The sequence below is a fragment of the Streptomyces sp. NPDC001493 genome (assembly GCF_053597235.1).
Genome location: NZ_JBSFHV010000016.1, coordinates 95,833 through 120,006, shown reverse-complemented (window position 1 = coordinate 120,006; position 24,174 = coordinate 95,833). Strand labels below are relative to the sequence as shown.

At 69.1% G+C, this 24,174-nt stretch carries 25 protein-coding genes and 1 pseudogene; 23 read left to right on the top strand and 3 right to left on the bottom strand.

Translation table 11 applies throughout. The features are described 5' to 3' along the window. The first annotated feature begins 110 nt into the window (after nucleotides 1–110). The 6 genes from ACWCWD_RS22960 to ACWCWD_RS22935 all read left to right on the top strand — a co-directional run bounded on the left by ACWCWD_RS22960 (nucleotide 111) and on the right by ACWCWD_RS22935 (nucleotide 5,935). Nucleotides 111–800, top strand: a complete 690-nt coding sequence (locus ACWCWD_RS22960) for an iron-containing redox enzyme family protein (RefSeq protein WP_450775052.1) — start codon at nucleotides 111–113, stop codon at nucleotides 798–800. A 71-nt stretch (nucleotides 801–871) separates the two neighbouring features. Continuing rightward, nucleotides 872–2,155 (top strand): ATP-grasp domain-containing protein, encoded by a 1,284-nt coding sequence (locus tag ACWCWD_RS22955; RefSeq protein ID WP_450775050.1) that lies wholly within the window; start codon nucleotides 872–874, stop codon nucleotides 2,153–2,155. Nucleotides 2,156–2,425: 270 nt separating this feature from the next. Continuing rightward, on the top strand, nucleotides 2,426–2,605 hold the full coding sequence (locus ACWCWD_RS22950; RefSeq protein WP_450775048.1) for a hypothetical protein: 180 nt from the start codon (nucleotides 2,426–2,428) through the stop codon (nucleotides 2,603–2,605). After that, nucleotides 2,593–3,786, top strand: coding sequence for an ATP-grasp domain-containing protein (locus ACWCWD_RS22945; RefSeq protein ID WP_450775046.1), 1,194 nt, complete (start codon nucleotides 2,593–2,595; stop codon nucleotides 3,784–3,786). The genes ACWCWD_RS22950 and ACWCWD_RS22945 overlap by 13 nt, the downstream gene beginning before the upstream one ends. Then, nucleotides 3,783–4,901 (top strand): arginine deiminase family protein, encoded by a 1,119-nt coding sequence (locus ACWCWD_RS22940; protein ID WP_450775044.1) that lies wholly within the window; start codon nucleotides 3,783–3,785, stop codon nucleotides 4,899–4,901. Before ACWCWD_RS22945 ends, ACWCWD_RS22940 begins: the two co-directional genes overlap by 4 nt. Further along, complete coding sequence (locus ACWCWD_RS22935; protein WP_450775042.1) at nucleotides 4,898–5,935, top strand: DMT family transporter; 1,038 nt, start codon at nucleotides 4,898–4,900, stop codon at nucleotides 5,933–5,935. The genes ACWCWD_RS22940 and ACWCWD_RS22935 overlap by 4 nt, the downstream gene beginning before the upstream one ends. 241 nt (nucleotides 5,936–6,176) lie before the next feature. On the opposite strand, the gene ACWCWD_RS22930 is transcribed toward ACWCWD_RS22935, so the two are convergent. Next, nucleotides 6,177–6,743: a Uma2 family endonuclease gene (locus ACWCWD_RS22930; protein WP_450775040.1), complete on the bottom strand. Its 567-nt coding sequence runs from the start codon at nucleotides 6,741–6,743 to the stop codon at nucleotides 6,177–6,179. A 171-nt stretch (nucleotides 6,744–6,914) separates the two neighbouring features. Between ACWCWD_RS22930 and ACWCWD_RS22925 the strand changes: the two are divergent. Beyond that, nucleotides 6,915–7,073 (top strand): annotated as a pseudogene (locus tag ACWCWD_RS22925) (DUF255 domain-containing protein); the annotation flags it as partial. 57 nt (nucleotides 7,074–7,130) lie between these two features. Then, nucleotides 7,131–7,280 (top strand): hypothetical protein, encoded by a 150-nt coding sequence (locus ACWCWD_RS22920; RefSeq protein WP_450775038.1) that lies wholly within the window; start codon nucleotides 7,131–7,133, stop codon nucleotides 7,278–7,280. Nucleotides 7,281–7,298: 18 nt separating this feature from the next. Here the strand turns inward: ACWCWD_RS22920 and ACWCWD_RS22915 are convergent, their stop codons facing one another. Together ACWCWD_RS22915 and ACWCWD_RS22910 are read right to left on the bottom strand one after the other, a co-directional pair. After that, on the bottom strand, nucleotides 7,299–7,658 hold the full coding sequence (locus tag ACWCWD_RS22915) for a hypothetical protein (protein ID WP_450775036.1): 360 nt from the start codon (nucleotides 7,656–7,658) through the stop codon (nucleotides 7,299–7,301). 725 nt (nucleotides 7,659–8,383) lie between these two features. After that, nucleotides 8,384–8,833: a hypothetical protein gene (locus ACWCWD_RS22910; protein WP_450775034.1), complete on the bottom strand. Its 450-nt coding sequence runs from the start codon at nucleotides 8,831–8,833 to the stop codon at nucleotides 8,384–8,386. A gap of 351 nt (nucleotides 8,834–9,184) precedes the next feature. Here ACWCWD_RS22910 and ACWCWD_RS22905 point away from each other — a divergent pair, with 351 nt between their 5' ends. The 15 genes from ACWCWD_RS22905 (at nucleotide 9,185) to ACWCWD_RS22835 (ending at nucleotide 24,167) form a co-directional block, all read left to right on the top strand. Continuing rightward, nucleotides 9,185–10,423 (top strand): hypothetical protein, encoded by a 1,239-nt coding sequence (locus ACWCWD_RS22905; RefSeq protein WP_450775032.1) that lies wholly within the window; start codon nucleotides 9,185–9,187, stop codon nucleotides 10,421–10,423. Nucleotides 10,424–10,888: 465 nt separating this feature from the next. Next, the gene (locus tag ACWCWD_RS22900; RefSeq protein ID WP_450775030.1) at nucleotides 10,889–11,626 is read left to right on the top strand and encodes a DUF2786 domain-containing protein; all 738 of its coding nucleotides are present in this window, start codon (nucleotides 10,889–10,891) and stop codon (nucleotides 11,624–11,626) included. Between the two features lie 202 nt (nucleotides 11,627–11,828). Beyond that, entirely contained in the window at nucleotides 11,829–12,293 is a 465-nt protein-coding gene (locus ACWCWD_RS22895) for a DUF6197 family protein (protein ID WP_450775028.1), read from the top strand. A 93-nt stretch (nucleotides 12,294–12,386) separates the two neighbouring features. Continuing rightward, nucleotides 12,387–14,162, top strand: a complete 1,776-nt coding sequence (locus ACWCWD_RS22890) for a ParB N-terminal domain-containing protein (RefSeq protein WP_450775026.1) — start codon at nucleotides 12,387–12,389, stop codon at nucleotides 14,160–14,162. Nucleotides 14,163–14,228: 66 nt separating this feature from the next. Then, complete coding sequence (locus ACWCWD_RS22885; protein ID WP_450775024.1) at nucleotides 14,229–14,651, top strand: hypothetical protein; 423 nt, start codon at nucleotides 14,229–14,231, stop codon at nucleotides 14,649–14,651. Nucleotides 14,652–14,786: 135 nt separating this feature from the next. Beyond that, complete coding sequence (locus tag ACWCWD_RS22880; RefSeq protein WP_450775022.1) at nucleotides 14,787–16,004, top strand: hypothetical protein; 1,218 nt, start codon at nucleotides 14,787–14,789, stop codon at nucleotides 16,002–16,004. Nucleotides 16,005–16,543: 539 nt separating this feature from the next. Then, nucleotides 16,544–17,398, top strand: coding sequence for a hypothetical protein (locus ACWCWD_RS22875; protein ID WP_450775020.1), 855 nt, complete (start codon nucleotides 16,544–16,546; stop codon nucleotides 17,396–17,398). Between the two features lie 184 nt (nucleotides 17,399–17,582). Beyond that, complete coding sequence (locus tag ACWCWD_RS22870; RefSeq protein WP_450775018.1) at nucleotides 17,583–18,143, top strand: hypothetical protein; 561 nt, start codon at nucleotides 17,583–17,585, stop codon at nucleotides 18,141–18,143. Between the two features lie 464 nt (nucleotides 18,144–18,607). Then, nucleotides 18,608–19,240 (top strand): hypothetical protein, encoded by a 633-nt coding sequence (locus ACWCWD_RS22865; protein WP_450775016.1) that lies wholly within the window; start codon nucleotides 18,608–18,610, stop codon nucleotides 19,238–19,240. A 61-nt stretch (nucleotides 19,241–19,301) separates the two neighbouring features. Then, on the top strand, nucleotides 19,302–19,664 hold the full coding sequence (locus ACWCWD_RS22860) for a hypothetical protein (RefSeq protein ID WP_450775014.1): 363 nt from the start codon (nucleotides 19,302–19,304) through the stop codon (nucleotides 19,662–19,664). Between the two features lie 126 nt (nucleotides 19,665–19,790). Then, entirely contained in the window at nucleotides 19,791–20,681 is an 891-nt protein-coding gene (locus ACWCWD_RS22855) for a hypothetical protein (RefSeq protein ID WP_450775012.1), read from the top strand. Between the two features lie 120 nt (nucleotides 20,682–20,801). Then, nucleotides 20,802–21,224, top strand: a complete 423-nt coding sequence (locus ACWCWD_RS22850; RefSeq protein WP_450775010.1) for a DUF6409 family protein — start codon at nucleotides 20,802–20,804, stop codon at nucleotides 21,222–21,224. A 330-nt stretch (nucleotides 21,225–21,554) separates the two neighbouring features. Then, nucleotides 21,555–22,955, top strand: a complete 1,401-nt coding sequence (locus ACWCWD_RS22845; protein ID WP_450775008.1) for a DUF3560 domain-containing protein — start codon at nucleotides 21,555–21,557, stop codon at nucleotides 22,953–22,955. Nucleotides 22,956–23,027: 72 nt separating this feature from the next. Next, entirely contained in the window at nucleotides 23,028–23,678 is a 651-nt protein-coding gene (locus ACWCWD_RS22840) for a hypothetical protein (RefSeq protein ID WP_450775007.1), read from the top strand. 60 nt (nucleotides 23,679–23,738) lie between these two features. Continuing rightward, nucleotides 23,739–24,167 carry a DUF6197 family protein gene (locus tag ACWCWD_RS22835; protein ID WP_450775005.1) on the top strand — a complete coding sequence of 143 codons (429 nt, stop codon included), beginning with the start codon at nucleotides 23,739–23,741 and terminating at the stop codon, nucleotides 24,165–24,167. Nucleotides 24,168–24,174: the final 7 nt, after the last annotated feature.

Below are 24,174 nucleotides of genomic sequence, written 5' to 3'. Positions count from 1 at the left end.
CGAGTCCAAGACCGAAGTCATGCCTGCCCGGAACGACGCGCCCTCTTACGGATAGCGCCGGTGTCATCTGCGGCGCGCCGAGGGTGTCAGAAGATCCTCACCATCGAGCGATGAAAGGCACTTCTATGTCACGCGAACGCCTCGAGAAGCTGGCTGCTGAAGGAATGGAGCGGCTCTTCGAGAAGGTTCCGAAGGCACGTGAATTCCACGCCGCCGAGTGGTCGGACCCCGACTATTACCGCCGTCACCTCGTCGAGACCGTACTCCGGATTCGCCTCAACAACGAGGTGGATGCATACGGCCTCTACAAGGTGGGCTACAAGGACCACCGGCTTGCCGCGACGCTCGCACGGTACCTCTCCGAAGAGAACAACCACGAGGGGATGTTCCTGCGGGACCTGAAGGAGTTCGGTCTCACCAAGGACGACCTGGACGCGACCCGTCCGCTGCCGTCGACCGAGTACCTCATCGGGTACATGTACTTCTCCATCAACCAGGAAGGGCCGCTCCCGACCACGGTCTGGAACTGGTTCGTCGAGTGGTACTCGGACCGCTACAACCCGGGCATCACCAAGCACGCGGCCGAGGTCTACGGCCTGGAGAAGGTCAAGGGCTCGCAGGCCCACATCGACTACGACGAGTCCCACGACCACGACGAGCTGATGTGGAGCACGGTCGAGCGCGCCATCAAGGGCTGGGGTTCCCTGGAGGACGCGGAACGGCACCTGGTCAACTTCATCGACCTGATCGGGCTCTACTTCACCGAGCTCTACGAAACCACGGCCGGCCGCAAGGCCTGAGCCGTCGCGAAGCCCTGGACCGCTCGCGGTGCCCGCACCGCGTCATGCCATGCCGACCGTAAGGATTCGCCGTGCCCGATGAGACCGTCCTGATACTCGAACCGGAGTCATCCGGCACCAACCTCATCCCGGCGGCGCTCGCGCTCGGATTCGGTGTCCATGTAGGTGACCGTCGGGCTCTCCACGAACTGCCCACCGCGGTAAGGGATGCCGTCTCCGCGGGCACGGCGACCCACCTCCAGGTGGACACGCGGTCGGCCGGGGCCGTGGCCGACATGGCCGCGGCCCTGGCGCGGCGGACCGAAGTCGTGGCGGTGGTACCGGGGTTCGAGTACTCCATAGCCACCGCCGCGGCCGTGGCGCAGCGCCTCGGCGTTCGGGGCATCACCCCCCGGGCCGCCGAACTGCTGCGGGACAAACGCAAGATGAAACAAGCGCTCGCGGCCGGTGGGGTACGGGTGGCCTACGGCGTTCCGGTCGCCGTCGAACGGGCCGACGACTCCCTGCTCAAGGACGTGGCCCGCAAGGTCGGATTCCCCGCGGTCGTCAAGCCGGTCAACGGCTCCGGCAGCCTCCGGGTGCGCCGTGTCGAGGACTTCGAGGAGCTCTGCGGCGAGGTGGAGCTGTCCCGCCGCGACCCCATCGACGACTTGGGCCTCAGCATCGGTGGCCGGCTCCTCGTGGAGTCGTACGTGGCGGGTCCCGAGGTGAGCGTCGAGGGTTACGTCGCCGAGGGCACCGTCCATGTCGTGGCCGTGACGGAGAAGCAACTCGGCCCCGAGCCGGACTTCGTGGAGATCGGGCACATCGTGGACGCCGGGCTCGAACCGGCGGCGCGGGCCGAGGTGGAGCGGGTGACCCGGGCCGCCGTCCAGGCCCTCGGCCTGCACGTCGGAGCCTTCCACCTGGAGGCGCGGCTGAGTCCGTCGGGCCCCGTGGTGATCGAGGTGGCCGCGCGTCTGGGCGGTGACCGGATCCAGGACCTGATCGCGGCCTCGCACGGATTCGACCTGCCCCGGGCGATGATCCAGGCCCTGGCCGGGCTGCCCGTCACACCACCGGACGAGGGCAGGCGGCGACGCGTCGCCGGTGTGCGCTTCTTCAGCGTCCCGCACCCGGCCGTCCTCGGAGACCCGGATCGGCTCGCCCGGCGGATATCCGCCGTCACCGGGTGCCAGGAAACCTCGGTCGACGAGGTGGAGGGCGCTGCGCTGCGGCCCGCCACCGACTTCCGTGGCCGCTTCGGGCATGCCGTCCTCGTCGCCGACGACCGGCAGCAGCTGGACACCGCGCTCGCTCAAGTGGACACACTCGTCGAGCAGTCCGTGAGGAGCGCCGCGGCGTGGGCGTCCTGACGGGCGACCGCCACGGCGGCGGCCTTTCCGGCCACGGGGGCAAGCACGTCGGTGACGCAGCGGTCGGTCGACCCGGCGGTGCGGGGCGTCACCGTGCGGTGCGACGGGCCTGATCCCCGAACGCGTGCGAAGCCTGCCGGCCCTGCGCGGGCGCCCTCGTACGGCGCCGGCTCCGCGAGGGCGCCCTCGTACGGCACCGACTCTGCGCGGTGCCCTCGTACGGCGCCGGCTGACAGCACCACCCACCGAACAGAGCGAGGAAGGATGCGTATGTCCACCCAACGGGCCGTGCCGGAGGGCCGCCATCAGCCCCACCCCCTCCACGAGGTGATCCAGCAGCGCCCGCGTGCACCGAGACGGCCCGACGCCCGGCACGGCGCGGGTGTCTCGTACCGGCCCGACGCCCCGGTGGACAAGGCGACGGGAGGGACCGCGGCATGCGCCTTCTGATTCTCAACCGGCACAGCGACCGCTTCGCGGAGTACGACCGGTACGTCGACCACCAGGAGCACGAGGTCTCCTACGTGACGGTTCCGGACCACGTGCCCATGGCCCCGGAGTCCAGCCGCCACGTGGAGGTGCTGCCCTCGCTCGTCGACGAGCAGCAGGTGCTCCGTGCGGCCGAGCGGTGCCACCGGGAAGCCGGTCCCTTCGACGCCGTGTTCGCCCAGTCCGAGTTCGACCTGCTGACCGCTGCCGCCGTCCGCGAACGGCTGGGCGTACCCGGTCCTGGAGTGCGGGCCACCCAGCTGTTCCGGGACAAGTCCCGTATGAAGGAGGCCGTCGTCCGGGCCGGCCTCCGGGCCCCGCGGTTCAGCTCCGTCACGTCGCTCGCGCAGGTCGAGGAGTTCGCCCGTACCTGCGGGGGAGCGGCGGTGGCCAAACCGCGCAGCGGCGCGGCCTCCCACGGAGTCGTCGTGATCGAGCCCGGCACCGACTCCGCCGCGGCACTCGCCGGTCTCGACCTGGCCGACTACGAGGCCGAGGAGTACGTCTCCGGGCCGATCTGGCACGTCGACGGCCTGCGCCACCGGGGCCGCACGCGCTTCCGGCTCAGCTCCGAGTACATCGGCACCTGCTACGGGTTCACGCGCGGCGAGCCGCTCGCCTCCGTGGTGCGCCTCGACGAACAGGCCGAGCTCATCGGTGCGTTCGCCGACCAGTGCCTGGACGCGCTGGACCTGCGCGACGGGCCGTTCCACCTGGAGGTCATCGAGAGCGCCGACGGGCCCGTATTCCTCGAAGTCGGAGCACGAGTCGGTGGCGGTGAAATAGCGTTCGTCCTGGAGGACGTCTACGGGGTGGACCTCGTGGGCGACTGGCTCCGCGTCGTGATGTCGCAGGCTCCGCGAACACTGCCCGAGGGCACCCCGCGTGAGCACGCGGGTTTCCTCATGCTGCCGGAACCGGCGGGACTGACCCTGGTCTCGCGGCAGAGCCCGATGGAACGAGTGGAGTGCCTGTACGCCGAGGAACTGCCCGAGCCGGGCCACCACTTCGACGGCGCCGGTGGCTACGACGAGCTCCTCGGACGGTTCCGCTACCGCGCACCGTCCGCGAAGCACATCGCCGACGCGGTCGCCGAGACGCTGCGGACCTACCGCTACGTGCTGACGGAGGAGGGACGATGAGCCGCACCGTCTTCTTGATCCAGAACCCCGGCGACGTCATGCCCGCCGAGATGGCGCTGTTCATGGGCGAGGACCCGCCGTACGACCCGGGTCGCGCCGCCGAGGAGTCGGCAGCGCTGCGGGAGACCCTGATCGGCCGCGGGGCCGAGTGCCTGAATGTCCGTCAGCTCCTGACGGAGGTCCCCCGGGAGACGCTCGTCGGCCTCGCCACCGGTGCGGTCGGTACCGACGACCCGGACCGCTGGCCCGGCATCCGGTCGGCTTTCGACAGCTGGAGCGGCAAGGACCTGGCGGACATCGTGATCCGCCGGCCGCACCTGCGTACGCAGGCCGATCCCCAGCTCGCCGAGATCAGCCCCGACGCCTCCTACGAGTCCTACGAGATCCGCCCCCTGTTCGGCTTGATGTTCCCCCGCGACCACTACGTCGATCTGGGGGAGTCGGTGGCGCTCGGCCGGCTGCGCCGGCAGGACCGGGCACGGGAGACCGCGGTCGTCGGGGCGGTTCTCGAACAGCTCCGGGGCAGGCCCGTCGAGCTCACGACCGAGGAAGGCCACTGGCTGGAGGGCGGGGACGTCGCGGTTTCGCCCGCCCTCGCCGTGCTCAGCGGCGGATTCCGGAGCAGCCCGGAAGCGATGGACCGGCTCCGCGGGCAGCTGTCGACCGGGGAGCGCGCCGTCATCAGCGTGCGTGACGGACGCAGGCGCCCCCACGAATTCCACCTCGACCACTGGCTGGCCCTCGGCCACGGCATCGCCCTCGTGGCCGAGGACCGGCTCGACGACGCCGAGGTGTCGGCCGTCGTCCATCGGGACCCGGACGGATCCGGCACCGTCGCGACGACCCTCCGCGAGGCGCTGCACGCGACGGGCACCGAGGTCATCCCTCTCCCGGCCGCGCAACGGCACCCGTTCGCCGCCAACAGCTTCTTCCTCCCCGACGGGCGGACCGTCCTCACCTCGACCGCAGCGCACAAGGAAGTGGCGTCACTCCTGGAGCCGCGGGGGATCGAGGTGGTGAGTCTGCCCTTCGACGAACACCACAAGCTCTTCGGCAGTGTTCACTGTGCACTCAACACCGTTCGTGTTCCGGAACAGGAGATCGAGACCTCATGAGGAAGGCACCCGTGACGGGTCCGCACGCCACACGGTCCGAGCATGTGCGAGGGCGAATCGCCCTCGCGGGAAGCGTCGTGGGGATCGGCTCGGCCTTCATCTTCGTGCGCCTGAGCGATGTGGACCCCACCGCGACGCTCACCCTGCGCATGCTGGCCGCATCGATGCTGCTCGGGGCGGTTCTCGCACCACGGGGCGCCGCCGTGCGTGTGCGGGACATACGCGGCCGGGACATGGGACTGCTCGTGCTGGCCAGCATCGTCTCCGGGTTGGATCTGCTGGCCAACCAGTGGGCGGTCAACTACACCACGGTGGCCAACACCGCGTTCCTGATGAACACGTCACCCGTGTTCGTGCTGCTCTTCGCCTGGCTGGCGTTCCGCGAGCGCGTCGCCCTGATGAAGCTGGCGGCGGTGGGCATCGCCGTGGCCGGGGGCGTGCTCGTCGTGGCGGGCGGCGGGGACCAGGCGCCGGGCGACCTGCACGCACTCGGTGACGGTCTCGCTCTGACGTCGGCGGCGCTGTACGCCCTGTTCCTCCTCATGACCAAAAGCCTGCGCGAACGCATCCCCACGCTCGTCATCATGCTCACGAACTCGCTGGTCATCATGGTGATGCTGGCGCCGGTGGCGGTCCTGACGAGCGACCCGCTGCTGCCGAACAGCTTCTCGGGCTACGCGCTGATCTTCGGCTACGCGCTCGTCAGCCAGCTGCTCGGGCACGGGCTGATGACCTATGCGCTGCGCACCGTCGACCCCGCCCTCGCCTCGATGTCCGGGCTGCTGCGCCCCGTCGTGGCTGCCGTCCTGGCGTGGCTGATCCTCGACGAGGGCATGGACTCGCTCCAGTTCCTGGGCGGGGCCGCCATGCTGCTCGCGCTCTACTGCTTCCAGCGGGCGGACTCGGGCGCCGCCGCCCCCTCGTCCGCCCCCACCGAAGAGGAGCAGCCGCTCCTCAATTCTGCCGATCAGACGGGGAGTTCAGCCACGAAACCGCAGAGAGCGGCCGCCGATGCCCCTTCGGGTGATGTCTGAGAGCGTCGCGACGAACGGGGGCCTCTGCTCGACGAGCAGAGGCCCCCGGCGTTCGCCGGTCGGGGACGCGGCGACGCGTTACCGGTGCGGTGGCGCGTTCCCAGTGCGGTGGCGCCGGCCTATCGGCGACGGGGACGCCGTCCTCGGTGGCGGTGCGGGCGGCTGCCCCGATCGGCCCGCGAGGCACCACGACGCGAGCGCCGACGGCCGAGTGTCGGCAGCGGGGCGACTTAGCGGTTCCCTACCGGACCTCAAGATCAATCGTGACGGAGAAGGGTGCGGTTGCCTTCACCGTGCCCGTGAACATCTCGCCGTCCCTGTAACCCTTGGTGGCGGGGTCGAGGACGTACGTGTAGACGATGGGGACACCGGTGGCGGCCTGCTCGACCCGCCAGTAGAAGGGGATGCCGGCCTTGGCGTACTGGTCCACCTTCACGATCCGGTCGGTGGTCTCCGAACCGGGTGACACGACCTCGACGACCAGCAGCACGTGCTCGGGGCGGGTGGGCGTGAGGTCGATGCTCTCCGCCCGGTAGACGATGACGTCAGGGTGGCGGTTGGTGAGCGGAACGTCCTGCAGGCGGACGTCGAAGTCCGTGTCGGCGTTCCAGTCCGGGCCCGCGGCGGTGTCCAGGGCGTTGGCCAGGATGCGGGCCAGCCGGTTGTGGCGCTTGGAGGCGCTCGGACTGGCGACGACCATCCCGTCCACGACTTCGATGCCGGCGCACTGCTCCTCGGGCCAGGAGTCGTACTGCTCCGCGCTGATCTGCTGGTGCATCCACGCGGGCGCCACCATCTCGGCGGTCATGGCGTGCCTCCTTCGAAGTGCTTCCACAGTTTCGGCGCTGCCGGACTCAGCCTATTTCCCGGTGCTGTCCGGCCGCCCGGGATCGGTAGTCCCGCCCATGCCTCCTGCCCGTACGCGCCCAGCCCCCGTGGCGCTGGCGCGTCGTGGGGACCGGTACGCAAGGATTGGGCCATGGTCAACCGACTCGCGCACACCACCTCCCCGTACCTCCTCCAGCACGCGGACAACCCGGTCGACTGGTGGCCGTGGGGGCCGGACGCTTTTGAGGAAGCCAAGCGCCGTGACGTACCCGTCCTGCTGAGCGTGGGGTACGCCAGCTGCCACTGGTGCCAGTGACTGAACACAACCAGGTAGTCCTGACCTGGGATGTTTACAGGGAGCATCAGTATGGACACGTACGATCAGGAGCTGAAGCACAAGATCGACGCTTGGGTCCGGGAACAGCTGACGGCATCACCGGAGTGGGAGCCAGAGCGGTACACCACCATCAGGCAGCATCTTGAGGGCGACGCCCCGTCCCGGGAATCGGACTCGTAAGCACGACTCTGTCGGTGATCAAGCAGCGGGTTGGCAGGGCGCCGTCCACAGCGTGGCCGCGACCTGCGTCCAGCCGTCATCGGTACGCGCATCGGAACGTGCAGCTGTCGCGACCACGAACCCGTGGTCCTTCAAGTTTTGGACGGCTCGCTCCCGGGGGAGCACCGGCACGTCGCCGTCGATGGCGATCAGGTACCGCCCCGGATCGTCGGGACTCGCCACCGTCACGACGTCCGCAGGTCCGAGGTCGACATTGAACCCCGCCACGACTTCGCGACCGGGGCCGATGACCGACATGGTCCACCGGCCGCGATAGCTGGTGACCTCGGCGGTGTACAACGACGGCATGTCGCTGTGTCCGGGGTGCGCATCGGCCACGAGGCCACTCCTCTGAGTCGTACACGCCCGCAACCTGCGGCGCGATGCTTTGACGGTAACCGACAGGGGTGACATACCCCGTGCTGTCGCGGAGCAGGTGTCACCACAGGCTCAGCGGCCTGCCCGCCGAGATAGCTGCTCTGATTCGGGCGCGTACCGTGAGCTCGCCTTCGCCGCGGTCCTGGCCGGCGCGGATCGCGGCACCGATGGCACGCGATCGTCCGGCTGGGCCGCGAAGGTCTGCGAGCGGGCTACCCGGGTCTCTGCGGCGGGCTATCCATTCGGCTCGGTTCTCCGCCGCTGTCCCCAGTCGCAGGTGCGTCGGCTGCTGGCAGGAGTGGTTGTCGCAGGTGTGGCAGACGGTCGGGCTGTCCGTTCCCCAGCCGAGTCGGGGGATGACGCCGTGCGCAAGCTGGTATCCGTACAGATGCCCCGGCACCGTGCCTGTGCGTGTCCTGCCCGGCCGTGAAGCAGCCCTGAAACTGGCGTGGCCGGTGCTTGAGATCCCGCCGAGAAAGAACCAGCAGTCCTCGGTGGAGGAAGTCTGGTAGACCTTCGCCCAATAACGGCCTTGAACGGACTCGTCGGTCAGCCACCTCGTCCACTCAACAGCCGGTATGCGGACGGGCGTTGGCTCGCCGATGAGTGAAAGTTGCTCATCAACTTGAACGGGCCCGACCCCGTTCACCGCCGAGAGCGGGAAGAGGCCGGGCCCGGAGCTGTTCTCAGCCGGCATCAGCCCGGCCGTCATCCGTCGTGATGACCGGGGTCGGAGCGGCCGAGGCCGAGGAAGCCGCGCCGGCCGCATCCGATCGCTGCTTACGGGGCCGGGGGGAGCGGGGCCGCTCGGCGCGGATCTGTAGCTCTTCGATGATTTCCTTCGCCCGAGCGGCGGTAACAGGCTTCGCCTCGCGTTCCAGCTCCTCCGCGGGGACGTCCAGGAGTTCCGAGACCAACTCGGCGTCGTTGCCGAACAGCCGCAGGACGACGGCGGCAGCTTCCCGTGCCGCGACATCGGCCTCCTCCTTCGTCCGGGCCGCCTTGGCTGCGGCCTCGCGTGCGGTCAGCGCGTTCGCGGCGGCCATCTCCCGCGTCTTCGCCTTCAGTGCCTCAGCAGCGCGGACCCGCCTCCGCAGCTCCGAAGCGCTCACCGGTCCTGCCGAATTGGTGCTCACCCCGTGCCCTCCGTTCTGTCCGAAATCAGTGCTCGTCGCGCGCACCGTAGGCACAGGTCCGCGGACATCTCGAACCAACGGGAGCTGGGTGATCTATCAGCCTGGTCAAGGCGTCAGCCACTGCACGTGCGTTGATCTGACCTTGAGGCACGTGCAGCGTGGCCGGGACGGGCTGACGCAGTGGGGGCGGACTGTCAGTGGTGGCTGAGAGGCTTGGTGGGGAAGCGACAGTCCCTCACCGTTGGGTTGCTGCGGCCAACATCCAGTGGGCGGCCGTGAAACTCCTTACCAGAGAGGCCGTTTGCACCGCTACATTGGTCTAAGTGGTCCTTGTGAAGTGAGGCGACCGTTGTGAAGCAGCCCGATTCCACCCCCGCATGGCAGTCTCAGTTTGCGTCCTATGTCAGCGGCATTGAACCATCGCGACTTCGCGTTCTGCGTCTTGATGAAAGCACCATTTTTGTAGCTGAGGTGCTTGTTTCTATCTGCAAGGTGATCTCCGACGAAAGTAATTCTCAGCAGTGGTTCGACCGGATTGGTGAATATTTTGATGATTTGGAGAACTCGCCTCTAGGGGGTCTTCTCGAAAAAATGATGGAAGACTTTCAGGAGGATGAGGCGAAGACGTGGTTGGGCAAGGCTCTAGTGGGCATGCAGGATGGTGAAGCTCAATCTTGGGTAGACAAATATAAGGCCGGTGGGTATAAGAGGTTTGCTCTGCGTCTACTTGGGGCGGCGCAATATAGAATTCTTGTGCGTGCATTGAATGAAGACGCCGCTGTCGTCGCTCTGGCGCTCAGACGAATCATCCGCTCTCTGATGCCATTCGCTATCGCATGGAGTGATTCCGTGGGCATGCTCACAAAAGATCAACTCAAGGCAGCAGGGCGAATCGAACTTGCGGGTATAAATGCGGTAAGTGTGCTCATCGAAGTTGATAAACTTTTTGGTGACAAAGTCCTTTCTAGGCTCCCAATGGAGATTACTGCTGCGAGTGGAACAGACCTTGTGGCCTGGACTCCGGACGGTGCGGCAGGGCTCATGGGTCAGTTCCGGCTCCTTGTCAGGGAAGCATCGGCGCGGCGTGTCGAGCGTGCTAACAGTCCGCTGCTCAGGAAAATCCAGGGGGCGCGAGCTGCCCTTCAGTACTCGGAGGACGGGACGTCACAGGCGGCAAATTCACTCATTGAGCTGATCGACAGGATCATGCGCGAAAGTTTTTCGCCGCAAGTGGTGCTCGATTGGATCGATGTAAATATTCCAGAGTATCCGGAAGTCAGTTACATGGACAAAGGATGCAGGAAGCCGACCAAGCTGGGTGAGGCCCTCTGCTTCATCTACGGTGGAGGGCCTACAGCTCGTATTGCGAATCAGTATGATGACGGTGTAGGGCCGTCAGTGGTCCACGAGCTGGTCGCCCGAGCATTTGTCTCGACTCGCAACAAGCTTCAGAAAATCAAACACGCAGACATTGGTACCCCAGAGGAACGTGAGCAGCTTCTCACCCTATTCTCTGCCCTCGAAGGTGCGCTCATGCTCGGGCTGTCGATTGCGAAATACTCCGCGGGGAGCGAGCAGTCTGCCGCATAGTGCCTGGCTGTCTGCGCCGGCTGGAAGGTGTCTTGCCTCCGGCGGGTCCTACTCGGAGGGGGTGGGGCTGGTTGGTCGGGTGCGGGAGCGTCGTGGTGCGGGTGGTGGAGGCGGGGTTCCCTCCTCGGCCGGACACCCCAAGGGGCGTACCAGGAACCCGAACACGGCGTCCAGGCCGAGCCGCTTCGCGGTCGCTGCGCGAGCCCGGACACCGCGCCCGGAACCCTGGTACGGCGGAGCTGTCCGACCGAGGAGGGAACCCCGCCCAGGCCCGTGGTGGGCGCGGCCCGGCGGGCGGGTGCGGGGCGGTGGTGGCGAGAAAAGGCCAGGTCAGGGGTGATGGTCGGGTTGACCCAACCCCAATAACGTGGTTTAATTAGTGATGTCGGAAGGGGAGGGCAACCCCCGACCGGCACCCGGCAGGCCGACCGGCCACCGACACCCACTCTCACCAGGAGAACGCACGTGAGTACCACGAAGGCCCCCGAAAAGCTCGACACCATCCGCGCTCTGCTCGCCAAGGCGGAGGACCCCCGTACGCCCGAGCCGGAGGCGGAGGTGGCTCGGAGGCGGGCGTTCGAGATGATGGCGAAGTACGGGGTCGAAGAGGCCATGCTGAGCGACGGGCAGCCTTCGCGGGACGCGGTCATGGCGAAGTATGTCGACCTCCCCAACCCGTGGGCCATGTCCCGTGTCCGGCTGATCTGCTTCATCGCTCAGAGCGTTGGGTGCAAGGCCGTGCATATGGGGATGTGGGGCAAGGGGCGCCGCGTCCATATCGTCGGTCATGAGTCCGACATTCAGCGCGCCGAAGTCCTGTACGCCTCCCTGCTGATCCAGATGCTCGGCGGGCTCAGTGCGCAGGTAGTCCCGTACGGCGTCCGCAGTGCGCGAGCATGGCGCAACTCGTGGACCCTCGGGTTCATCGGGCGCGTCATAGAACGGCTTGAGGCGATCGAGCAGGCCGCCCGCGCCGCCGCCAGCGGGGAGACGTCGGCCACCGGCCGTAGCGGTGAACTCGTGCTGGCCGACCGTGACGCGATGGTGGATGCCCTCTTCCGTGAGGAGCACCCGCACGTCCGGCACACGCGCGGCTCGTACAGCGGCAGCGGGTATGGCGACGGAGCCGCCGCAGGCAGCCGCGCCGACATCGGAGGCAGCCGCCGCATCGGTGCCCAGACCGCCGGAGCGCTCGCAGCCTGACCGCCCATCCCGGCCGGGGCGGCAGCCTGCCGCCCCGGCCCCCGCTCGAAGCGTCGAGGGACCTCGCATGTACATGGACTCGATCATCTGCGTGGCCAGGGGGCAGTGGCAGACGCCGTGTCACGGCGTCGAGTGCAATCACGGCTAAGCCCGTACAGAGCGCCACTACTTGACCGCAAATGACCACCGTCAGGAGAACTCGATGCCGTCCCGGAAGCCGCACGCCACCCCCGCCCGTATCCTCACCGCCGCCGCCGACCACATCGAACGCGTCGGGCTTTACCAGGGTGACCACCTCTGGCAGCCCGGCCGGATGGGCGACACCGCCCCGTGCACCGTGCTGCACGCATGGGAGCGCGGCGTGCGCTCCGCCCGGCCCGGCTGGTCCGTTCGCGGTGAACCGTGGGACATCTTCCAGCGCGCCCTGTTCGACTCCCTCGTGGTGCTCAGCAACCAGGTCAACGGCCGTCCCGTGTCCGGGGTCCGGTGGCGCAAGCTGGGGCTCACGGAGGACGCCTACCGGCGCACGCTCCTGTGGTGCTGGGGGGACGAGCCCGAGCGCACCACCGCCAAGGCCGCAGCCATGATCCGCACCGCCGCAGCACTACACCCGAGTGACGGCGATCACATCATCGCCGGTTGCCCCACTCTCAAAAACATGGTTTAATTAATGATGTCGGAAGGGGGAGGGCAACCCCCCGACCGACACCCCACCGGGCCGAACGTCCCGACGAACTCTCACCAGGAAGAAGAAAGACCGATGGCGAACACCAAGACCCAGGCCGGCGTCCAGGCTGCCCCTGCCCTGTGGCTGACCCTCGCGGTCGCCGAGCTGGCCGCGCACCCCGGCAACGTCCGCGACATCGAGGCCCCGGCCGATCTGCTGGCCGACGTGAAGGACAACGGCGTCGTGGAGCCGCTGTACGTCGTGCGCACCAACGGCGACGTGCCGCAGGTCATCGACGGGTTCCAGCGACTGGCCGCCGCCGTCGCCGCAGGGCTGGAGACCGTGCCGGTCACCCCGCGCCCCGTCATCCGGCTCGACGCGCTCACCCCGCACCCGAAGAACGCCCGCGAAGACCTTGACCTGAACGCGTCGTTCGTGGAATCCCTCCGTGTCGAGGGGTGCCGCATCCCCGTCAAGATTCAGCGACTCGACGGCGGAGTCCTCCAGGTCAACGACGGGAACCGCCGCTACCACGCTGCGACGGACGCGGGTCTTACCCACCTGCCGTACGAGTGGGAGGACGACGATCGCGACGCGGCCGGACAGTTCCTCGACATGATCACGACCGCTCAGCACCGTAAGAGCCTCACCAAGACCGAGGTGAACCAGGCCATGTTCAGCGCGGCCGAGGCGGGCGCGCAGGTGGGCCGCATCGCCAAGGCCGCAGGCGTGCGGCACAAGGACGTCAAGACGCTGGTCAAGGTCCGGTCCGACGAGAAGCTGTCGGCCGCCGTCAGCGGCGCGAGCAGCTACGAGTGGACGTTCGAGCACCTGGCCGCGCTGTCGGAGTTCGCGGATGACGCCGAAGCGCTCGCCGCGATCACCGAGGCCGCCGCCGACGACGACGCCGACGAGGGAGACGTTGACTGGGCCATCGCGGTCGAGCGGACCAAGCGCGACAAGCGGACCAAGGCCGAGGCCCACCGCGCGGAGCTGGAGGCGGCCGGGCAGAGGGTCAGGGACACCGAGGAGCTGTCCGAGCGCGCCATGCCCGTATGGCGACTGCGCGGCATCAGTACCGAGGAGCACGCCGAGTGCAAGGGGCTGGTGTGGGTGTTCGACGAGCGGCGGGCGGACCGGTATGAGCCCTACTGCTCCGCCCCGGGGCTGTACGGGCACACGGTGCCCGAGGCCAGCAGCGGAAACGGCGGTGGCACGAAGTCCGCCACCGAGGTGGAGGCCGAGCGCGCCGCCCGCGCCGCCGTCAAGAAGGGGAACATCGACTGGGACGCGGCCGAGGCCCTGCGCCGGAAGTGGATCACCGACCTGATCAAGCGGCGCAACCTCCCGAAGGCCATGAGCAACACCCTGATCGGGCACGTGAACAACGCCCTCTTGGACGGAAGTTGGGGGATCTGTGACGACCTGAACAAGGAGCCGACGACGGAAATCCTGGCTGTCTTCCTGGGGCTGAGCACCGAGCAGGCCAAGGACCGGGGCAGCTTCGCCGGTCACGTCGCCAAGGACCCCCGCAGGTCCCCGCAGCTCCAGTTCGCCGCCATTGCCGCCGTACGGGAGAAGTGCGCGAACCGGTCCGCGTGGAGGACGGACAGCCAGCGCGCCCCGTGGACGCGGACGCCCACCGGCCGGTGGTTCCAGGTGCTCGCGGCACTCGGGTACCCGCTCACGCCCATTGAGCAGTCGGTCGTGGACGACGAGCCGTACGACCCGTCGAAGAAGAAGCCCCGCGTCATCGCGACGGGCAGTGAGCCGGAGGTCGAGCAGGAGACCGGCACCGACGAGGAGGAGGGCGAGCCGGACGCCGAGGAGGCCGACGACCCCGCCAGCGACGACGAAGCCGCCGCCTAACCACCTCAGCCGCCCGACGCCGGGGGCGGGAACACCCCCGCCCCCGGCCGCCCCAGGAGCCCCACAGTGACCCGTACAGCTCTGTTTGAGACCCGCGCCGACGACCACGGTTGCGGATGCGTCCCCGCTCCCGCCGAGCCCGACCCCAGCACCACCGCCGACATCATGCAGGCCCGCGCCATCGCGTCCGGTCTCGCGGAGTTCGGCATCGGGGCCCGCCGCTGGTCTGCCGCCTACGACCACGAGGCCGCCGCCGTTGTCCTGCGCGTGGACACCCCGCGCGGACTGTACGCGCTCGCCATCCCGGCCCCCGGCGCAGCGTTCCCCGTTCACCACCGGGGCGAGCGCATCGGTGCACTGGACTGCCGCCGCACGTACGGCACCGCCGACAGCTACACCGCCGCCCTGTTCGCCGCGTTCCTCCGCGACCGCGCCGCACTAGACATCCCCGGTCGGGACGCTTGCCCCATGGCTCAAAACATGGTTTAATTAAGCGTGTTGGAGGGGGAGGGCAACCCCCCTCCAACACCACGGTCCGCCAGCCAGACCGCCCCGGCCGAATGCGGAGGGCAACCCGCCCGGCCGGGCCCGCGAATTCCTCTCTCACCAGCAGGAGCACCCACGATGACCAGCGCAGCCATGCGTTTTTCCATCCCCGCGACCGCTCAGTCCCGCGTCCGGCAGCTTGTCGAGGCCACGAACGCGCGCGCCGCAGTCCACCACCTCAGCGCGTACAAGCTCGACATCTGCGAGCCGTTCCTTGCCGACTACCGTGACCTTGACGGCCGCGTGATCGGAAAGCGCCCCACCGTCACCGTGACGATCTCCGGCGACATCCCCCGTCACCACGGCTGGACCGTCATAGCCCGCCTGGACCACGACGAGGAGGGCGAGACGATCACCAGCCATTTCCCCGGTCTGCCCGAGCAGGACGCCGAGGCCGCGCGCCAGTACCGCGCCATCGAGAACTTCTGCCACGGGTGCGCCGTCGCCAGGCACCGCACCGCCACCTACCTTGCCCGCCACGAGAACGGCGAGATGCGGCAGTTGGGCACGACGTGCGTCGAGCCGTACACCGGCCTGCCGATCAAGGGTCTTGAGGCCCTGTGGCGGTTCGGCACGCTCAAGGACGCCGATTGGGACGCCGAGGGGGGCGGCATCCCGGCCGACCTCCGCGTCCCGGTGATCGAGGTCCTGCGGGTGACCGCCGCCATCGTCAAGGAGGAGGGCCGGTTCTACAGCCGGTCCGAGCAGTGGAAGGACGCGTCTCCGACCGCCGACGGCGTCGAAGGGTACTTCTTCGACCGCAAGGCCCCGCAGGAGTGGAAGGACGCCATTGACGCCGACCCCGACGCGCCGACCACCGCCGCCGCCGTCCGGGCATGGGCCGTCCAGGGATACGGCAGCCTCTCCGACTATCGCCACAAGGTGGGGCAGCTCGCCAAGGGTGAGACCGTCGACCCGCGCCACCTGCCGACGCTCGTGTCTGCCATCGCGGGTTGGTACCGCGACCAGGGGAAGGAAGCCGCCGAGCGGGCCGCCCAGAGCAGCAAGCCTCAGGGCACGGTGGGCGAGCGGATCACCACCACCGCCACGGTCACCACCGTGATCGAGCTGGAGGGCCGGACGTACGGCTACACCACCCAGCGCCGCCGACTGGTGAAGTTCCAGGACCCGAGCGGGAACGTGTTCATCTGGTTCAGTTCCGCAGCCGACGTCCCCGACCAGGGCGACGAGGTTGAGCTGACCGGCACGGTCAAGGACCACAGCATCTACGGCGAGACCGCACAGACCGTGCTCACCCGGTGCCGCGTCGCCGCACGCGAACCGGTCGCCGCGTAGCAGCCGCAGCCCCGGCCGGGCGGGAGCCACCGCCCGGCCGGACCCCGGCCGCCGGGCCGTGGGGTGGACGGCATCGAGCCGCCCACCCCACGCTCCGCCCACCGCCGCCCGGGCCTGCCCGCGTCGGCGGCCAGTACTGAGTACCGGCTCCTGCGCGAAGGGCGTCCCTCCGGGACGGCTCAGCTTGGCCCGGCTCGCAGCCGGCCGGAACGTCCGGGCCGCGGGCGGCCCTCCCGCCCCGTCCGGACGCCGGGCCAACGGACGTGCCCTGCGGGCACGACGGAACTCTCCGTCGCGCTCTGCGCGACCACGGCGGCACCCCGACGTTCGGGCGCCGGCCGCCCCCGACCGCACCACCGAATCCACGAGGACCACCCATGCCCACGCTCACGCACGCTCCCTCCCCTTTCGGAGACCCCTCGCCGCAGACCTGCTTGCAAGTCGCTGCGGTAGCTGCGTTGTTGGCCGTTATTGCCGCAGACGACGCCATGGTCGCCGTTCGCCGAAGCCGCTCCGGGACCACGAGGCTGGAAGCTGCCATGCACGCGGCCCACCATGAAGCCGTCGAAGCCGCCCGGCATGCCGACCGTGCCGAGAAGTACGCCGACGACCCCGAGATGCCTGCCAGCGCGCTCGCGTACTGCGCCCGCGAAGCCGTCCACCACGCCGTGCTCGCTCAAGCCGCCGCCGGAGCCGAGACGACGGCCGAGGATCTGCGGGCCGAGCTGGAACGGAAGCTGACGGCGGCCGAATACGCCGAGCGGGAGACCAAACGGCGTCGGGAAGAGGCCGAGCGGGAGGCCGAGGAGCGCGCGGCCACTGGCATGGACGCGGACAACCGGGACCGGGCGGTGAGGAACCGGTATCTCGCCGAAGGCCACGTTGCCGAACTCGGTTGGACGGCGGGGCACGTCCGTGTGCTGGAGGCCGCCGAGTCCGGGCGCCTGTACTGGCGAGACGGAACGGCCCGGCAAGCGGCCCAGCGCGGTGTGTGGTCCGGTGGCCGGCGGGTCAGCCGCGACCGGACCGAGGCCCTGTTCGCCGCACGGTTCCTCGTCGCCGTCCGCCAGGACGACGGCACCCCCGTACTGACCCCCAGCCCGATGGGGCAGGTCGCCCTTGAGCTGGCGCGGCTCCACCCCGCCGGACTCCACGACAACGACCGCGACGCCTACGAGTCGCGGTTCGCCCGGGTCCGGCGGCGCCACAAGCGCCGTGACGACCAGAAGGCCGCAGCCCGCGCGCTCCCGCCGCTCGACTCCAGCGCCCGGAACCTGTACCGAAAGCCGGTCACGCTCAACGAACAGCGGGCCCGCGACGAGCGCGACGCCGCCGACCGATGGGAGGACGAGGGCGGCCGCTACCCCGGCGCGCATACGCCGAGCCCGCGGTGAACTCCGTCACGAGCCCGTCCGTCCGGCTCATCCCGCCTCGGGCACGGCCATACCGTCGTGCAGCCCGCTTTGTGGTGACGGCGGGCGCGGTGGCGGTGGCCGGACCGGCCGAATGCTGCTCGATCCCTCGGACACCGCAGACCCCCGCGGCAGGGGGCACAGCCGGAGTTGAGAGAGTGTAGTCATGAGCGAGTGGGGGGTGGCGCTGATCGCGGCTGGATCTGCGATCGCCGGCAGCGCAGTGACAGGCTGGTTCACGCGTAGTGCAGGTCTGCGGCAAGCATCTGCCGCGCGAGTGGCTGGCGAGGAGCAGGCCGCGGCTGCACGGCACGCTGGCGAGAAACAGGCCGAAGCCATCGTGGCGACTGTGCATCAGACCTTGGAGTCGCAAGTGCGAGGGCAGCAGCTCAGCATCAAGCGCGACGCATACGTCACCTTCCTACAAGCAGCCCATGCTCTTGCCGAAGACCGCAAGCGTGATCGAGGCGCGTTGGACGAAGCACTTCTTGCAGAGGCCAAGCGGGCGTATCAGGTCCTATGGCTGGAGGGCACAAACGCCGTCACGGCACACGCACAGTTCTTCATGCGGGCCGTGGAAGATTCCCTCACGGATAGTTCCGTCGGCATGGATCAGATCGACCGCTGCCTTCTTGACTACGTCACCGTGGCGCAGCACCACGTGCAGGAACCCTGGACTTGGATGCGGCGGAGCCGCAATTCCTGGATCGCAGGCCAGAGTACATAGACTCTTCGCCCGTGACCTGTAGTTCCTTGTTGCCTCCGGCGGGTCCTACTCGGAGGGGGTGGGGGCCGGGTTGGTCGGGTGCGGGAGCGTCGTGGTGCGGGTGGTGGAGGCGGGGTTCCCTCCTCGGCCGGACACCCCGGGGGGCGTACCAGGGTTCCGGGCACGGCGTCCAGGCCGAGCCGCTTCGCGGTCGCTGCGCGAGCCAGGACACCGCGCCCGGAACCCTGGTGCGGCGGAGCTGTCCGACCGAGGAGGGAACCCCGCCCAGGCCCGTGATGGGCGCGGCCCGGCGGGCGGGTGCGGGTCGGTGGTGGCGAGAGAAGGCCAGGTCGGGGCTCATGTCGGGGTTGACCCAACCCCTAAAACATGGTTTAATTAGTGATGTCGGAAGGGGAGGGCAACCCCCGACCGGCACCCGGCGGGCCGACCGGCCGCCGACAGTCACTCTCACCAGGAGTCAAGCGATGAACGTTCCTCCGACCGTCACGGAGCTCGCCTACCCGATCGCGCTGGAGCTCGGCGGGAACTGGCGCCCGCAGCCTGCGCGCCACGGCGTTCGAGAACTGGATCACGCCGCCACCTTCACCCACCTGGACGGGCGGCAACTCCATCTCTCCGAGCGGTTCGATGACCCCGGGCACCTGCACATCCGGGGTGCATTCCCTGCCACCGACTACCCGTTCCGGAAGGGCGAGCGCGACACGATCCGCGTCGTCATGTCTGAGGACCCGGCGAGCATTGCGGCTCGGATAGCCGCCGACCTCATCCCCGTCCACCAGGATGTTCACGAGCGGGTGACCGACCACAACCGCGCACAGGCAGAGACGCGGCGGGGTGTCGAGGAGACCGCGCGCGATCTCTCCGCCCGTCTCCCCGGAGCCCGTACCCGTATCGACGGCACAACGGCTTTTGTCTACATGAACCTTGAGCCGGGAGAGGTTCGTATCGGACTCGACGGTGAAATGGTGAGCCTCGCACTCAATGATGTGCCCCGAATCATCGCCGACGCCGTGGTTTTTGCGGTGAGCCGTTTTCTCCCCAGCGTGCAAACTCCTGACGATGAGTTGGGCTGCTGTGGCGACGGATGCGCCCTCTAATTTCCGCATGCACTCGGGGCGGTGCGCTTCCGTGGTGCACCGCCCCGCACAGAAAGGCCCCGTGGTGAGCGCCGATATATTTATCATCGAGCCACAATGGACCGTCCAGGCCCCATACCTCCGGTGCACCCTCAAGCGCGCCCTTGCGCTCCAGTCCGCACACAACGTGTGGTCCGGTACTGAGCACATCAACAACGCCGTTGCGATGGCCTATGGCGATCAACTCCCGGATTCCCGCCGATGGGAACTGACTCGCTCCCAACTCCGCACACTCAAAATCGCCATTGAATGGCGCCGGGCCACGCGCGCGGCCAGTGACAAGACGACCGCTCCCGAAATCCTCGAACGCTGGATGCGAATAGAGGACGAGGTCATGGGCGCATACCGCGCCACGAGCAACGAAACGGGCTCGTACTGGATGTAGGGTTGCCGACCATCCAGAAACATGGTTTAATTAGTGATGTCGGAAGGGGGAGGGCAACCCCCCGACCGACACCCCCGGAGGGCCAGTCGGCCCCGAACGCCTATCTCTCACCAGGAGGACTGCGACATGCCCCGTAAGCCGAAGATGACCGACGAAGAGCGCCGGGCCTACTCCGCCAAGATGCGCGGTGACCTCGAAGCCGTCATGGATCGCGCATATGGTGCGATGGTCGCGCGCGAGGACTTCTGGGCCGCAGTCATGCGCACGGCTGCGAACCTCACTCACACGGACCGCGACGACCGCAGCCCCACCAACTGCATCGCCGTCGCCGCCCAGCACCCCAACGCCACCCACATACTCAGCTCGGGTGACTGGCGAAAGATCGGACGCTTCCCGACCAAGGGCTCCACGTCTCTCCGCATCTGGACGCCGATCAAGCGGCGGCCGGAGGAGGGGCAGGAGGGCGCGGCGGCACCTTCCGACGGCGGCCAGCAAGAGGCCATCGACAAGACCACCGAAGGCGCACCGCGCAGGGTGTCCGGCTTCAAGGCCGGGCCGGTTTTCGACATCAGTCAGACCGACGGCGACGCATACGAGCCGCCCGCCGCCACCCCGCTCGCCGCCGAGGTCGTTCGCGATGTCCTGGTGAGCCAGTACCGCGACCAGTACCACGAGGACCCCGAGCAGGCCGGAGGCTTCGACTTCACCCAGCGGGCACCCGACAACGCCGTGCGCATCCTGCTGTACGGCCACGCGTGGCGGCGCATCCCCGAGGCGGATGCCCCCCTTCCCGGCCAGCACGCAGCCGAGGTGGCTTCGGCCGCCCACGTTGCCGCGCTCATCCTCGGAATCCCCCCGGGCCCCGCCGTCATGCCGCCGCTCGCGGGCATCATCACTCAGGACAAGCGGCCCCCGGTTCATGAGGCTGCCGTACGAGTCATCGAGACCGGCCGCGCCATCGCCCGCGCCGCCAGGGCTGCCGCCGAGCGTCGACGTGAACTTGTCGCGGCCGGTTGACCAGAACCGGAGAACATGGTTTAATTAATGGTGTCGGAAGGGGGAGGGCAACCCCCCGACCGACACCCCCGCCGGGGCCGACCGGCCCCGGCGGACTCTCTCACCAGACAGGGATACGACATGCTCACCACCGACCAGACGCCCACTGTCCAGGACTTCCCCACCGCGACGCTCGTGATCGCCGGACCCTGGTTTCGGGGCCACCAGCTCGACACCCGCCCGGCCGTCGTCGTCGGCCCGTTCGGTGGGCCGGAGTTCGCGGAAGAGGCCACCATGTCCGTGGTCTGGTTCTTCACCCTCGGTGCCCCGCAGCCGGGCGACAGCGTCCAGGCGATGTTCCCGCACGAGCTGACCCCGCTCGACGACACGCTCACCACGATGCACCCGGACGTGTTCCGCGACATCGCCCGCAGCCTGCGCCGGGGCCGGTTCGCCTACGACGACGGAGACGCGCTCCGCACCGCCGTCCGCCAGGCATGGCGCGAGCGGACCGGACTGGCCGACGCCGACCCGGCCGCCCGCCAGACGCTCCACCGCAGCTGACACCCAGGCCCGCCGGTCCGGGGGAGGGCAACCCTCCGGACCGGCAGGCCACCAGCAGCCCAACGGACACCCCTTCGGGGCGGCAGGACAGGTCCGGTGCGTTCACCGCCGCCGGCCGACTCCGCCGCAGGCGGCTCCGCCGACCGACGACGGGCACCGGACCGCAGCGGACGCGCCCCGCGGGGGCGCGACTGCCCCTGTCGTCGCGCAGGCGCGACGACCCGCGAGCCGATCGTCCCTCACGGCCCGCGCCGGTGGCGCAGCGCCGCTGCCAACGCACGGTCCGCCCTGCGGCCGGACCACAAACTCTCACCAGGAAAGACCAGTTCAGTGACTATCGAGATCACCCACACCCGCCGCGAAGGAACCCTGATCGAGGGGACCAGCCGGGGCGACGGATCGGCCGAGATCCTGCGACTCCGTGAGTACGGTCGCACCCAACGCCAGCCCTTCCGCTGGAGCAGGAACCTTGATTGCTGGTACCTCCCGCACAGCCGCGACCACGCCACCTACACCCCCTCGCTCGAACTCCTCGCGCAGCGACTCCGGGAGAAGGGGTTCGAGGTCACCTTGACCGTCGACAACGCCGACCGCCGGAGCTTCAGCGAGGCCGAGGAGGAGCGGGAGGAGAAGGCCGAAGGCCGCGCGGACCGGTTCGGGGGGTACGCCGCCAGCGCTGCCCAGTCCTCCGAGGCCACGCGGAAGAAGAGCCACGACATATCCGAGCGGTTCGCCTTCGGTCAGCCGATCCTCGTCGGTCACCACTCCGAGGGCCGTGCCCGCCGCGATCACGCGCGGGTGGACGACGCGATGCGCAAGAGCATCGGCGAGAGTGACCGCGCCTCCCACTGGAGCGGCCGGGCGCAGGCCGCCGCGAATTACCAGCAGGTCAAGAAGGACCCCGGCCGCACGCTCCGTCGTCTCGACAAGCTGCGGGCCGATCTCCGCGCGGTGGAGAAGTGGCAGCGCGGCCAGTCCGCCAAGGGGTTCTCCCGGAACCCGGCTGACCCGGAGCTGGAGATCGAGCGCCAGGAGTTGACCGAGGAGATTGCCCACTGGGAGAAGGTCATCAAGGACGCCGAAGCCGATGGCTTCAAGGTGTGGTCGCGGGCCGACTTCAAGCGCGGTGACTTCGTGCTCTACCGCGGAACCTGGTACGAGGTCCTGCGGGTCAACCCGAAGTCCGTGACCATCCCGCACATCCACAACGGCGTCGGCAAGCGCATCGTCCGCGCCACCGGCAACCAGTACGACGACTGGACATGGACCGCCCCCTACGACGGTGTGTCCGGGCGCAAGAGCGCCGCCGAGATGCAGCAGCCGCCCCAGGCCCCGGCCACCGAAGCGCAGGAACCGGCCGAGCAGTCCACGGCGGTCGAGGAACCGGTGCCGGTCGTGAAGCCGACCGCCGCAGCGGCCCCCGCCGCAGGTGCGAACTGGCTGGACGGAATGGCGCTGGTGCTGATCGCCTCGAAGGGCTCCAGCCGCTCCCGCAAGCGGCGCGCCTTGTGGGCCATGACCCGCCGCGAGGCACAGGCCGTATGCGGCGACCCCCGCACCTCCGGCCGCTCCTACATGCTCACCTGGACCGACCGGCCCGGCACCGAAGGCGCCGACTGGGAATGGGTCCCGGACAACGGCAGCCACGCCCCGGTCCTAGACGAGCTGGGCATTACCCCGCGCCGCGAGTGGACCACCGCGCCGCAGGCCCCGGCCTCCGAAGCCGCGTAACGACGCCCCCGCCCGCCCCGGCGGCCGAGCGCGCCGGGGCGGGCCCCTCTCTCACCAGACAAGGGCACCACCATGACCACGCAACTCCTCGAACGACCCGCGACCATCACCGTCCCCGACACCGAAGCGGGCAGGCTCATCGTCCCCGCGACCGAGGGCAGCACCACCGTCCCGACGTACCGCGTCGGCGCCCCCGACATCCAGTGCCGATACCCCGTGATCGTCGGCGAAGACCAGGTCATCGGCCGCGCCTACAGGTGGCACCGAGACTGGCTCGTCCTCACCACCGAGGGCGAACGCAACCTCCGCCGCCCGCCCAAGGGGACCCCCGGCACCGATATGGCCGCTGCCCATCTCGCGGAGGAGTACGCCGCCGGTCGGATCGGCGCCGTGCCCCTGGACCAGGTGCTCGCCGAGGCCCCCACGCCGTTGTGCGGGCCGGTGCCCCTCCTGCACCCGCGGATGCCGGTCAACGATCGCAACACCGAGGGCGCGCAGGTCGCGTTCGCGGGACTCCTGGCCCACCACTGGCGGGCAGTGCTCACCGGGTTCCCCGGCAGCGATAACCACTGGTTCCTCAGCTGCGAATTGTGTGACTGGCAGGGCCCGAAGTTCTGGAGCCACTTGCGCGGGCGCAACGGAGAGCCGCCGAGCGCGCGCCGTCACAAGGGTGGGTGCATCGGAGAGGACAAGGTTCGCCGACTGATCCCCGCCTACCACTAGCAGCCGACCGAGGGGCGGCGGCAGCGCGCCGCCGCCCCCGCGCTCCCGAAGGACAGCACCGTGCCGACCCGCCACACCCCCGAAAGCATCGTCATCGCGGACACCCCGGCCGCGATCCTGGAATGGGCCGCCCGCCACATCGAACACGTCGGCATTCACCAGGGCCCCCGTCTGTTCGCCGGTCCGGGCCGTACGGCCACGTTGCCGTGCTGGCCGCGCGGCGCCCTCGAAGTCGCCGCCGGCCACGGGCGGGGAGCCGCCGGCCGGACGTACGACTGGGACCGCATTGACCGTGCCCATGATCAGGCGTTCGCCATCCTCGCGGAAACCCTCACCGGTCACCCCGTCGACGCCGCCGACCCCGCCGCTGCCAAGGCCCGGCACCGCGAGGCCATCGACCGGTGGAGCAGCGAGCCCGGCCGTACCGCCGCCGACGCCGCCCACGCGTTCCGCACCGCCGCCGCCCGCGTCGAACACGCCCTGTTCTGACCCCCGC

What these genes read in the sequence shown, in the direction of transcription:
- ACWCWD_RS22930 (WP_450775040.1), bottom strand. Translation starts at nt 6,743, where the DNA reads ATGACCGCCGAGATGGTGGCGCCCGCGTGGATGCACCAGCAGATCAGC.
- ACWCWD_RS22950 (WP_450775048.1), top strand. Translation starts at nt 2,426, where the DNA reads ATGTCCACCCAACGGGCCGTGCCGGAGGGCCGCCATCAGCCCCACCCC.
- ACWCWD_RS22875 (WP_450775020.1), top strand. Translation starts at nt 16,544, where the DNA reads ATGCACGCGGCCCACCATGAAGCCGTCGAAGCCGCCCGGCATGCCGAC.
- ACWCWD_RS22895 (WP_450775028.1), top strand. Translation starts at nt 11,829, where the DNA reads ATGCCGTCCCGGAAGCCGCACGCCACCCCCGCCCGTATCCTCACCGCC.
- ACWCWD_RS22890 (WP_450775026.1), top strand. Translation starts at nt 12,387, where the DNA reads ATGGCGAACACCAAGACCCAGGCCGGCGTCCAGGCTGCCCCTGCCCTG.
- ACWCWD_RS22960 (WP_450775052.1), top strand. Translation starts at nt 111, where the DNA reads ATGAAAGGCACTTCTATGTCACGCGAACGCCTCGAGAAGCTGGCTGCT.
- ACWCWD_RS22880 (WP_450775022.1), top strand. Translation starts at nt 14,787, where the DNA reads ATGACCAGCGCAGCCATGCGTTTTTCCATCCCCGCGACCGCTCAGTCC.
- ACWCWD_RS22870 (WP_450775018.1), top strand. Translation starts at nt 17,583, where the DNA reads ATGAGCGAGTGGGGGGTGGCGCTGATCGCGGCTGGATCTGCGATCGCC.
- ACWCWD_RS22935 (WP_450775042.1), top strand. Translation starts at nt 4,898, where the DNA reads ATGAGGAAGGCACCCGTGACGGGTCCGCACGCCACACGGTCCGAGCAT.
- ACWCWD_RS22940 (WP_450775044.1), top strand. Translation starts at nt 3,783, where the DNA reads ATGAGCCGCACCGTCTTCTTGATCCAGAACCCCGGCGACGTCATGCCC.
- ACWCWD_RS22840 (WP_450775007.1), top strand. Translation starts at nt 23,028, where the DNA reads ATGACCACGCAACTCCTCGAACGACCCGCGACCATCACCGTCCCCGAC.
- ACWCWD_RS22865 (WP_450775016.1), top strand. Translation starts at nt 18,608, where the DNA reads ATGAACGTTCCTCCGACCGTCACGGAGCTCGCCTACCCGATCGCGCTG.
- ACWCWD_RS22850 (WP_450775010.1), top strand. Translation starts at nt 20,802, where the DNA reads ATGCTCACCACCGACCAGACGCCCACTGTCCAGGACTTCCCCACCGCG.
- ACWCWD_RS22920 (WP_450775038.1), top strand. Translation starts at nt 7,131, where the DNA reads ATGGACACGTACGATCAGGAGCTGAAGCACAAGATCGACGCTTGGGTC.
- ACWCWD_RS22855 (WP_450775012.1), top strand. Translation starts at nt 19,791, where the DNA reads ATGCCCCGTAAGCCGAAGATGACCGACGAAGAGCGCCGGGCCTACTCC.
- ACWCWD_RS22945 (WP_450775046.1), top strand. Translation starts at nt 2,593, where the DNA reads ATGCGCCTTCTGATTCTCAACCGGCACAGCGACCGCTTCGCGGAGTAC.